We start from the raw sequence: 10879 nt of genomic DNA, 5'->3' as shown, positions 1-10879 counted from the left end.
GGTTAGAGTCCCCGGTGCCTCCCTCCCGCCCTTGCGCGTCCCGCCGCCCGGCGCCTCCCGGTGCGCCTGCTCCTGGCCGCGGACGGCGGAACGCTCAATGCCGCGATGGCGGTACGCGCCGGGAAACTGTTCGGCATCTCCGCCAACAGCACCCGGGTGGCGTTGACGCGCCTGTTGTCCGCCGGGATGGTCGAGGCGGTGGGCCGCGGCGCCTACCGCCTGGGACGTCCGGGGCGCGCCCTGAGCCAGGACATTTCGTCCTGGCGCGAGGCCGAAAGCCGCGTGCGCGAGTGGAAGGGCGGCTGGGTCGCCGCGGTGACCTCCGGCCTGCCGCGCAGCGACCGCGGCCTGCGGCGAACGCGCGAACGGGCCTTCGTGCTGCTGGGCCTGCGCCCGCTGGAGGCCGGGCTGTTCGTCCGCCCGGACAACCTGGCCGGCGGCGCGGCCGAGGTGCGGCAGCGCCTGCACGCGCTGGGCGTGGAGCGCGCTGCGCCGGTCTTCCTCGCCGCTGACCTGGATGCCGCACGCGAAGCACGGGCACGGCGATTGTGGAAGGGACGCGCGCTGGAGAAGTCCTACCGCGACACGCGCAAGGCGCTCGAAGCCTCGCTCCAGCGCCTGCCCGCGCTGTCGGTCGAGGACGCGGCGCGCCAGAGCTACCTCGTCGGCGACGCCGCCCTGCGCGTGCTGGTGTTCGACCCGCTGCTGCCCGAGCCGCTGGTCTCGACCGCCGAGCGCCGCGCCTTCGTCGAGGCGATGCGCCGCTACGACGAGGCCGGGCAACTGGCGTGGCGTCGCCTGCTGTCCATTCCGGACTGATCGCGCCGGCCTGTCGGCGGCGGCGATCGGTCACCGGCAAGGAGCGGCCGGCGGGCCTCTGGTGCCCGCAGGGGACCGCGCGCGGCTCGTCCAGGCAGTGCGATCTGCCCGACGCCCGCAGCGGCAGGCGTCCAAGCCCGTTATGTCGCACCGCTCATGGGTCCGGCGATATGCGCATGCGCGCAAACGCCCTGGCAGGCCGACGAGGGCCGCGCGAGCGGCAGGTCAACCCAGCCCCCGGATCGGCGCGAACACTAGCCTGTCGAGCAAGGCCCCCATCGCGGAAGCAGGCAGGCGATCGTCCATGGCGAGCCACGCGGAAAGCAGGCCGAGGGTGCTGGTGACGGCGTGGGTGATGACGAGATCACGCGGGACCTCGCTGCTCCGGCGCAGGTCTTCCGGCCATTCGCGGGCCGCGGCACGCTCGATCAGGCGCCGGCGAACCGTCGCTGCCGCGCTGCCGGACAGCAGCGCCAGGAAGATGGCGCGTCGCCCGGCCGCAAACTGGAACAGCGACAGTGCCGCGGCGCGCGTGTCCTGCTGGAGCAGCCCGGGCAGCAGCTTCGCCAGCAGCTCGTCGAGAAGCGGTTCGGCGACCTCGGCCAGCAGGGTTTCCTTGTCGGGATAGTGGCGGAAGAACGTGGCATAGCCGACGCCGGCGCGCGCGGTGATCTCGGCAATGGTGAGCGCGTCGAAGTCCTTTTCCTCGGACAGCGCCAGCACGGCCTGCGCGAGCGCACGCCGTGTCTTGACGATCCGCGCGTCGGCCGCCGGTTCCCGCCGCCTGGTCCCTGTGCCCTGTTTCAAATCCGCGCCTCCTGAGATATGATCCATGTATATCATAAATGGGGCACAACATGAACAGCAACCCCGATCGTCATGGTTGCCCGCATGAACAGGGCAATAGCGAGCGCAAGTCCGGTATCCATCCTTCCACCTCCCCCAGCGGAGACGGGATCGAATGCATCGACGCCGGCCATCTGCGGATCACGGGCTTCGCGCCCGCCCGCCAGCTCCTGCGCGGCGACGGTCTGCGGCAGGCCGGGTTCAAGGCCGAACTGCTCGAGCGGGTGCGGGGACGCGCTCGCATGGCAGTCCTGTTCCAGGAAGGCGAGGAGCACAAGAAGCAGCGCATCGCCACCGGCCGCTTCTTCGCACCGCGCGTGGTCGACACGCGCTATCGCGAACTGATGACCACGCTGAGCGACGGCCTCGTCGCGAAACTGCAGGACAATGGCCACGGATCGCTGGACGACATGAGCCTCGATCTCGCCGTCGCCGTCGCGGCCGAGATCATCGGCCTGACCGACAGCGACCGGGCGCAGATGAGCCGGCGCCTGGACCGGCTGCTCTCCCGCAACCGCACGCGCAACGATCGCCTGTCGATCCTCCTGCGTCTGCTGGGCAGCCAGTGGTGGATGTGGCGCTTCCATCGCCGCGACGTCGTGCCCGCGATCAAGGCGCGCCGCGCCCATCCGCGCGAGGATGTCATCTCGCACCTGCTCGGCCAGGGCTATTCCAACCGCGAGATCCTGCGCGAGTGCCTCATGTACGGCACCGCGGGCATGGCGACCACACGGGAATTCATCGTCATGGCGGGCTGGTATCTGCTGGAGCGCGAGGACCTACGCGGGCGCTTCCTCGACGCCGACGAAGGGGGGCGCATCGCGGTACTGGAGGAGATCCTGCGGCTGGAGCCGGTGGTCGGCTCGCTCTACCGGCGGGCCCAGGAGGACATGACGCTCGACGACTCCGGCGGCACCGTTCCGATTGCCAAGGGCACCCTGGTTGAGATCGACGTGCGCGCCGTCAACGCCGATCCCATGGTTGCGGGCCGATGCCCGCATCGCCTGGACCCGGATCGGGAGCTCGCCGGCAAGATGACCGCGAGCGGGATCAGCTTCGGCGACGGCCACCACCGCTGCCCCGGGGCGTCGGTGGCGCTGCAGGAAACCGCGATCTTCCTCGACCGGCTGCTACGCCTCCCGGGCATTCGGCTCGAAACGGCGCCATCGGTCGCGTGGAACCCGATCATCGCCAGCTACGAGCTGCGCGGCGCCAGACTGGCGCTGGATTGACAGGCCCACGGCCGCGGCACCCGATGCCCCGGCCGGATGAGCCCGGGGGTGTGCCCTTCCCCCTCCGCATGCCCTGCTCTCCCACGGATCGCGAGTGCGATACACTGGCTATGACACCCGTCTTAGCGAGCGACGCCGATGGCTCACCGTCAACCCGATGTCCGCCGGCGCGTCGTCGCCGCCGCCGCCGAGATGCTGGCCCGGCATGGCTTGAACGCGACCAGCATCCGCGAGATGACCAAACGCGCGGACGCACCGTTCGGCTCCACCTACCACCACTTCCCGGGCGGCAAGCAGCAGGTCGTCGTCGAGGCGGTGCAGCTGGCCGGCGCGCGGACCAGCGCCGGCCTGGAGCGTCACCTGCAGGCCGGTCCCGCCGCGGGGCTGCGCGGCTTCCTGGCGATGTGGCGGGACATCCTGCTGAAATCGGATTTCTGCATCGGCTGCCCGGTGATGGGCGCGGCCGTCGAAGCGCCCATCGACGGCGTGGCCGACGACGTCCTGGAAGCGGCCGCGCAGGCCTTCGACGACTGGGAGAGCAGTCTCGTCGCCTCGCTGGAGACCCAGGGACGCGATCGCGAGTCCGCGTCCTGCCTGGCCACCCTCATCGTCGCCAGTGTGGAAGGCGCCATCGTGTTGTGCCGCGCCCGCAGGAGCATCGTGCCGTTCGACAGGATCGCCGCACAGCTCGAAGCGCTGGTTTCAACGGCATGAGCGCCGCCCCGGCCAGCGACCGACGTGCCACGTCCGACCCCGACCCGCCACGGCGACCCGCCGCGGTCGCACGCCGCCCGCTGCACCGGCGCGCCACGGCCCGCCCGCCGCGGCGGCGCATCATCGTCATCAACTCGGCATTCCCCCGCCGCGATCCGCACCAGGAGACATCCCCATGAAATACACCTTCCCCGGCCAATCCGTCCTCGTCACGGGCGCGGCCTCCGGCATTGGCGAAGCCACCGCGCGCCTGCTCGCGGCCAACGGCCTGTCGGTCGTCGTCTCCGACTGCAGGCCGACGCGGTCGCCCGGGTCGTCGCCGACATCGCCGCGGCAGGCGGCCGCTCCGTCGGCAATGTCGCCGATGTCAGCAAGGACGACGACATGCGCGCCGCGGTCGAGTGTGCGGTGAACGCGTTCGGCGCACTGCATTTCGCCGTCAACAACGCCGGCATCGGCGGCGCGACCGAGCCGGCCGGCGAACTCGCCCAGGCCGACTGGCAGCGCGTCATCGATATCAACCTGAGCGGCGTGGCGCATGGCCTGCGCCACCAGATCCCGGCAATCCTGGCCAGCAGCCGGGCGCGTTCGTCGGTGGTGGTGAACGGCTGGGTCATGGGCGGGAATCCCACGTATCTGCGAATGCACAAACACGCTTTTCCGGCGAAGCACGGAACCGCCAAGCCGGATATGCGCTTTCGTGCGCACGCACGGATGCGCAAGCTCTCGAATCCGTACATGCACAGAAACACAAACGCCGAATTGTGGATGTCAGGAAAGGCACGAATGCGGCTCCCCGGTTCCGGCGAAATCCTCAGATGCGGATTTCCCTAAAGGCACAAATACGGAAAACAACAACACCAATTGAACACTATAGATTGTAGCCCTATAGGGCGCAATGGGTTGTCATCTTGGTTTTATAGGGAAAACCATAGGTGGCGGCTAAAAACTCATTGGCAACGGCAATACGGACGGTCAGAAAAGCGCGCGGCTTGAGCCAGGAAGCGGTTTCTGACGTGTCGAGCCGTACCTATATGAGTTCACTGGAACGCGACCTGAAAAGTCCGACGCTGCACAAACTGACCGAGCTGTGCGAGGTCATGGAAGTGCATCCGCTCACGCTGCTGACGCTGGCCTATGCCGGCGACAGTCCGCACAAGGCCGATCAGCTTCTGGCGCAGGTGCGCCAAGAGATGGAGGCAATCTTGAAGAAGCGCGAGACGCCGTAGGCGCGCGCGGTGCTGCGATCAGCAGCACTGCGCCCCCGCCGCAATGGGCGGGGGCGCTAGTGGCGGCTGTCAGACCGCTTGAGGCTTGCTGCGCGACCAGATCAGGTCGTGCGTGCCGTCCTCGCCTTCGATCAGGCGGGCATAGACCGTTGCCGGGAACGAAGGATCGTCGAGGGTCACGGACAGGTAGGGATTACACCTTGCTGCATTTGCTCGATGATGTATTCAGCGGCAATGCTTCGTGCTTCGTCTTGCTTACTCATTGCCACCTCACATTGTCAGATTTTGTTCTTTCTTCACCGCTCCATTGAGCCTTCTTGCAGCGGCCTTCTTGACGGCCTTACCCACCTCTTTGCTGGGCTTTTCCTCTACGTGGATCACATGCACTTTGTCGTCCACAAACGACTGCACTGAATCGCCCAGGGTTTTGTAGACAGTCGTCAGCCGTTTAGTGCCTACTGCTTCTCGAACTCTACCGGGGACAGCCCGTCGTTGGAACTGTGCCGCCGTTTTGGGTTGTAGAACATCTCGATGTACTGGAAGACGTCGGCCCGTGCCTCGTCGTGATTGCTGTAGATCCTCCGCTTAATACGCTCCCGCTTCAGTAGCTGGAAGAAGCTCTCCATCGCTGCGTTGTCATGGCAATTGCCTCGTCGACTCATGCTGCACACGATGTCGTGCTCGCGCAGGAAGCTCTGCCAGTCTTCGCTGGTGAACTGGGTTCCCTGGTCGGAGTGAAGCAGAAGCCCGGGGCTTGGTTTGCGCCGCCACACTGCAGCCAATAGCGCCTGCAAAACCAGGTCCGTATGTTGAGTTGGCCGGGTTGCCCATCCAACGACCTGACGCGACAACAGATCAAGCACTACCGCCAAGTACAGGAAGTCGTCGTACGTGCAGATGTAGGTGATGTCCGTGACCCACGCGCGATTTGGCTCACTGACTTTGAAGCCGCGAGCCAGAACGTTCTTGGCGACTGATCCAACAGGGCCGCTCAATGGGCGTGGTCGCCGACCGTAGCCGACCATTGCCCGCAGCCCCTCGCTCTTCATCAAGCGTGCCACGCGATGACGACTACACGTCTCGCCAAGCTCGCGCAGATCTGTGGTCACTTTGCGGTGGCCATACACAGAGCCGCTTTCCAGCCAGCTGTGCTTGATTAGGCCGAGCAACCGCTGATCGTCCTTGTCGCGAGCGCTTGCCGGCTCTTTTAGCCAGGCGTAGTAGCCACTGCGATGGACGCCAAGCATCCGACACATCGCCGCGAGGCCGAACTCATCTGCGTGTTGCTTCATGAAGGCGTACTTTGCTCTTACCCCTTTGCAAAGTACGCGGCGGCTTTTTTTAGGATGTCTCGCTCTTCAGTGACCCTGCGTAGCTCAGCCTTGAGGCGGCGCACTTCCGCGTTCTGGTCCTGCTCGACACGCCGGCCAACATCGCCTTTGCCTTGTTGCCGCTTCCAGCCGTAAAGACTGTGGATCGACACGCCCAGTCGCTCGGCAACCTCCGCTACCGGACGGCCGTACTCAACAATCTGCCGTACCGCCTCGATCTTGAACTCATCGGTGTACCGCTTCGTGCTCATAACCACCTCCGCCTAAGCCATAGTTTATGGCTGCGAGGTGTCTACGGAACCCTGGGCGATTCAGTGCGTTGATCCATACGCCTTGCGTCTTCAACCAACCTTTTGAATTCACGAACATCGCGGTACAGAACCCTCAGTTCCTCCACGGAATGGTCACGCACCCTCTTCTTTTCAGTGATTTCGTCAACGAAAAGCAATCCACTACTCATCATTCTTCCTCGCCGCCTTTAACTGTACGCAGGCCCGAATGAATGACGGGCATCTTGTCATTCAACTCGTCCAAGAAAGGTTTTTCCGCGCCCTTCAACACATTCCACACGCGGGGACTGGTCGAAATCATCACTTCTTCCACTTTGGAAAAAGCCTCCCGCAAAGCTCCCCATTCCTGCTCATTGTACAGGTCTGTGACATTGGCCGACCCATTGTTCACTTTGTGATTGAGCATGTCGGAGACAATTCGGCCGGACATAAGGGCTTCGGCAAATCGCCCCAAGGTTCGGCGCAAATCGTGTGGCGTTAAGCCAATGTCAATCTCCTGACGCAAATCCAACATACCCGCGTCCACGCGCACATTTTTAATAATGGATTTGCTGTCACTGTAGTGACCTTCCTTTGAGCGCGTGGATCGGGCCGGGAACACCCACTTCATGCGATCGGCCTTCTGCTCAACCCGATAAACCTCACGCTGCGCTTTGGCAATTGTCATGTAATCGGATGTGGTCTTTTTAACCTCTTCCACCGCACGCTTGGCCCGTTCCATTTCATTGGGCAATTGTGCTTCGGCGTCCTTTGCGTCGTTCAATCGTTGGATCAGGATTTTTTCTGCAAAGTAGGCAACGGGCAGAAAGCGAACCTCACCATTTTTCGTGTCGTGAAAGAACACTTGTGAACCTGGACGCTTGGTGCTGGGATTGATATCACCAGCGTTGGGCGCAAGCCACACCCAAGACACACGCTCATTGGCAAGGTCGTCTTTGGATACCTTGTTGTACCACTGCAATTGAGTGGCCTCGTTGCGTCGTGCACCCCACAGCAGCGTCAACAGCAAATAGTCCACAGCTACGGCGTTGTGCTTGTTCTGCAAATTTCTGCGAAACACCAACGTCTTTAGCACCGTGGACAATGTGCCGTCCTCTTTGCCCAGCGGATTGCGCACCTGGGCTTTGCGGTAATGTTCGCGTTTCTCTTTGGCCCCTCGCCACAGTTCCAAATCAAAAAGCGACTCGACGGGGTTGAACTGAATTGCAACATCCCGCCCTTCCCTTCGCGCGTCCAATCGCTCTTGGCGCAGAACAATTTCAATGGCCCGGTTCAAATCGGCAAAGGTGTGCTCAACGGCCTCAATGCCTGCCGACTTTGCGCGTTGAATGTACTTGCCCGACAAGCCCATGGCCGCGTAATCGTCCATCGACAACGACCACCACTTGTCCTTTGCGGACAACAGGGGCTTGACCTCTGCGGGGATCCGGTTGGACTTAAGCATTGCCGACGTGCGCAATGCGTTCCACGCCTTCACAATTTGATCGTGGGTCAGATCCCGGACTTGGATGTCGGCAAGCCCCACCTCATTGCGCGCCAGTCGCGCCAAACTATTTTGCACGGCCTTTGTACTGTTGGCCTTGCGTTTGCCAGCCTCAACTTGGGCGTCAAGCCGTTCGATGTAGCGCTCCATGCAGGCGCGCACCGTAATGTGCCTGGCGCTCGTCGTTCTGCGCTCTTGAGCGTCCCTGCGCCGGGGGCTCTCTCCACCCGACTGCACGATGTACGCAATTTCCGAACGGGCCTTTTCGTGCGCCTGGACGATCGACATGTCGTCCACTGAGCCAAGGGAAACTCGCACCAGACGGTCCCCCACCCTTTTGCGCACTTCAAATGAATTGCCGCTCTTTCCTACATAGATGCCAAAGCCGGTTGGAGCCCCAGGTGTTCCATCTTGAAAGCGATAGGGCTTGGGGTCCGGATTGGCTTCGATCACGGTCTTACCTGTGGCATCCAATGCCGGGCGTTCGTTTGTTGTCAGCGATCGCAGCTGCCGATCGTTGAGCCGGTATCCCTGCTTGCTCATCTCTGTCACCCTTGTCGTTGAACCCCATGGCTTGTGTCCATGAAGTTGCGGCATACGCCGACTCTACTATGCAAATCACCCATGGACACACACTTTGCGGCCCGTCGATTTCTGTGGACACCAGATGGACACTTTTTGAGCCCTGAAGCGTCTTTTGCAGTCCTCGGGTGTCTCAAGTTGTCGCCTTGCCGCCTCGCCTAACGTGCTGATTAGCTTTAATATTTCATGAAAAACAACGACTTATCGGGCCATACACCTGCGATGAAGCATTAAGCACGTGAGCTCAGCAAGACCTTGTATTTGCTCTGGATTGCGCAGCAAACGACGCTCCTTTTAAGGCTGGCGCTACACCACCGCTACATTAGGCGCCGGGCTCTACGTTCGACAGGGCTGCCCTGACCGAGTCTTTCCTTCGCGAGAGTCCCCGCCAGTCCCCCGTTCCTAGCTCTTGGTGCGGAGCCTGTTGGATGTCCCTGGCTTCATTCGGAGCCTTCCAGTCAGTCAAAGCGCATTCCCCTTGCCCGGGCTATCCGCTTCGCTTGGAAAGCGCTCGGTCGCACCTCTTGCGACAATTTCCCGATATCTTGCGACTAGGCACAGTCGGGGGGCTCAAATGGACCATGAGTATGTGGTGCGGGGCGGCGTTAATAGGGCGGACATTGGCAAGTATCTGACCCGAACGGCTTCGGCCGTTTCAGGGCTCTTGGTCTGGGCGCTCCTTCAAGCAGTCGACCTTGCCAAGCAGTTTGGGCTCAGCACGAACTTGCCGCCCGTTGTTCTCTCTCTGATTGGTGCGGGCACCGTCTATGCCGTTCTCTATCTGATCTTCCGCCGCTGGATCTGGCGTATGCCCCTCGTTGCCAGCTGGTTGAAGGTTGCCGATCTTTCGGGCACATGGATCTGCGAGGGCCATCCTTTTCCACGTTCTGACTCGCTCGCCGTTGATTGGCGGGGAACGATGACGATCACCCAAGATTGGGACAAGGTGCGCATCCACCTTGATGCCGACTCGTCCAGGTCCAACAGTGATGTTGCCGGGTTGCTTTCTGACCCCATCGAAGGGTTTGTTCTCCTTTATAGCTATCGCAACGAGCCCAAAGCGGGTCAGACAGAGCTCAGCGCCCATCGTGGCTTTGCAAAACTCATCTTTGCCAAGGATTTGAAGACTGGCAAGGGCGACTATTTCAATGGTGACGGCCGTCACTCGTCGGGCACCCTCACACTTCGGAGGCAGTAATGGCAAGGACTGTAGATGAGCGCATTTCCGCTCTGAGAGCGCGGCGCCGTGGCGAAGATCGAGCAAGCCTGATGGCGCAAGACAGCGTTGCGGTGGCTAAGTATGTTGAGAAGATTGGACAGAAAGAGGCTTGGGAAACAAAGGCAACCAGCAAGCCCAACACTCGCTACGTATTGGGCGCAATGCAAGAGGTCGACGCAGACTACACGCGCATCAGCACAGAGACTGCTCTACGCGTGGCAAAGCAGGTGGAGAACCGAATCGCAGGTTTTGGGCTTGAATTCCACCTGCAAGGCTCTGTGCCACTGAATGTGCATATTCGCGGCGTCAGCGATGTGGACCTCCTGACTTTGATCTCAGCGCAATTTCTAAGCTACGACCCGGGCGGCCTGCGTGCAACATCCGGCGCTTACTACCCCACAGCCCTGACTTCATTGCAGCAACTCAAAGACCTACGCGCGGAGGAAGAGCCGGCGCTCGAAGACGCTTTTCCGGCTGCAACGGTAGATAAGCAAGGGAGCAAAGCGATCAAGATCTCAGGCGGCTCCCTTGCCCGATCAGTCGATGTCGTGCCTTCCCACTGGTATGACTCTGCCGATTACCAGCGCAGTGGCGCGTTGCATGATCGCGGGGTCATCATCTTGGACAAGAAAAACAACGTCACGATGACCAACTACCCGTTCAAGCACATCAGGGAAGTCTCAGATCGTGACCTGGTCGCGATGGGCTCCCTAAAGAAGGCCATTCGACTCATCAAGAACATCAAGGCAGACGCGGATCAGGACATCGCGCTTCCAAGCTTTGATCTTGCTGCCATCATGTTCCACGCCGACATGGATGCCTTGAGGAATGGACATTGGTATGAGCTTGCCATATTGGCTGAGACGCAGCGCCATCTTGACGACCTGTATCACCGTCCCGATTACTCGAAGCTTTTGCTCGTGCCGGATGGGACGCGAGTCATCTTTGATAGCCCAGCCAAGTGGAGCGCCCTACTGACCCTTTCTTGCGAAGTTGACAGGCTTCTTGAAGCTGTCGCAAATGAGAACAGCATCGGACTACCTGCAAACAACCATGGCGATCGACGTCAGCTCATCAAATCCGTTAGCTTGTGACCAATCCAGCACTCCCTTCTCATCCTGGGAGTGCATGGGC

General features: G+C 61.8%; 10 protein-coding genes and 2 pseudogenes. 7 read left to right on the top strand and 5 right to left on the bottom strand.

Translation table 11 applies throughout. From position 1 onward, the window contains the following. Positions 1–60: 60 nt before the first annotated feature. Positions 61–819, top strand: coding sequence for a PaaX family transcriptional regulator C-terminal domain-containing protein (locus CXG43_RS12930; RefSeq protein WP_198552984.1), 759 nt, complete (start codon positions 61–63; stop codon positions 817–819). A 225-nt stretch (positions 820–1044) separates the two neighbouring features. Here the strand turns inward: CXG43_RS12930 and CXG43_RS12925 are convergent, their stop codons facing one another. Continuing rightward, complete coding sequence (locus tag CXG43_RS12925) at positions 1045–1653, bottom strand: TetR/AcrR family transcriptional regulator (protein WP_157824990.1); 609 nt, start codon at positions 1651–1653, stop codon at positions 1045–1047. 23 nt (positions 1654–1676) lie between these two features. Between CXG43_RS12925 and CXG43_RS12920 the strand changes: the two genes are divergently transcribed. From CXG43_RS12920 to CXG43_RS12905, 4 genes and pseudogenes are all read left to right on the top strand, one after another. Next, positions 1677–2897 carry a cytochrome P450 gene (locus CXG43_RS12920; RefSeq protein WP_198551438.1) on the top strand — a complete coding sequence of 407 codons (1221 nt, stop codon included), beginning with the start codon at positions 1677–1679 and terminating at the stop codon, positions 2895–2897. Positions 2898–3035: 138 nt separating this feature from the next. Then, on the top strand, positions 3036–3611 hold the full coding sequence (locus CXG43_RS12915; RefSeq protein ID WP_101100264.1) for a TetR/AcrR family transcriptional regulator: 576 nt from the start codon (positions 3036–3038) through the stop codon (positions 3609–3611). A gap of 175 nt (positions 3612–3786) precedes the next feature. Beyond that, positions 3787–4181: pseudogene (locus CXG43_RS19605) on the top strand (SDR family NAD(P)-dependent oxidoreductase); the annotation flags it as partial. Between the two features lie 365 nt (positions 4182–4546). Next, positions 4547–4840, top strand: a complete 294-nt coding sequence (locus tag CXG43_RS12905; protein ID WP_101100263.1) for a helix-turn-helix transcriptional regulator — start codon at positions 4547–4549, stop codon at positions 4838–4840. Between the two features lie 69 nt (positions 4841–4909). Here CXG43_RS12905 and CXG43_RS12900 read toward each other — a convergent pair. The 4 genes and pseudogenes from CXG43_RS12900 to CXG43_RS12890 all read right to left on the bottom strand — a co-directional run. Beyond that, a pseudogene (locus CXG43_RS12900) lies at positions 4910–5032 on the bottom strand (DUF736 family protein); the annotation flags it as partial. 78 nt (positions 5033–5110) lie between these two features. After that, positions 5111–5239, bottom strand: a complete 129-nt coding sequence (locus tag CXG43_RS19570; RefSeq protein ID WP_269801191.1) for a hypothetical protein — start codon at positions 5237–5239, stop codon at positions 5111–5113. Between the two features lie 56 nt (positions 5240–5295). Then, a protein-coding gene (locus CXG43_RS12895) for an IS3-like element ISStma9 family transposase (protein ID WP_101100262.1) occupies positions 5296–6422 on the bottom strand; the annotation gives its coding sequence in 2 pieces (ribosomal slippage) (positions 5296–6185 and positions 6185–6422; 1128 coding nt in all). A gap of 208 nt (positions 6423–6630) precedes the next feature. Then, positions 6631–8487, bottom strand: coding sequence for an integrase (locus tag CXG43_RS12890; protein ID WP_157824988.1), 1857 nt, complete (start codon positions 8485–8487; stop codon positions 6631–6633). Between the two features lie 613 nt (positions 8488–9100). Between CXG43_RS12890 and CXG43_RS12885 the strand changes: the two genes are divergently transcribed. Together CXG43_RS12885 and CXG43_RS12880 are read left to right on the top strand one after the other, a co-directional pair. Then, positions 9101–9724, top strand: coding sequence for a hypothetical protein (locus tag CXG43_RS12885; RefSeq protein ID WP_032969315.1), 624 nt, complete (start codon positions 9101–9103; stop codon positions 9722–9724). Next, complete coding sequence (locus CXG43_RS12880; protein WP_004149775.1) at positions 9724–10839, top strand: hypothetical protein; 1116 nt, start codon at positions 9724–9726, stop codon at positions 10837–10839. The genes CXG43_RS12885 and CXG43_RS12880 overlap by 1 nt, the downstream gene beginning before the upstream one ends. Positions 10840–10879 lie beyond the last annotated feature (40 nt).

This window comes from Stenotrophomonas sp. Bg11-02 (genome assembly GCF_002836635.1).
Lineage (GTDB): Bacteria > Pseudomonadota > Gammaproteobacteria > Xanthomonadales > Xanthomonadaceae > Stenotrophomonas > Stenotrophomonas lacuserhaii.
This window is presented reverse-complemented; position numbering and strand designations above follow the sequence as displayed.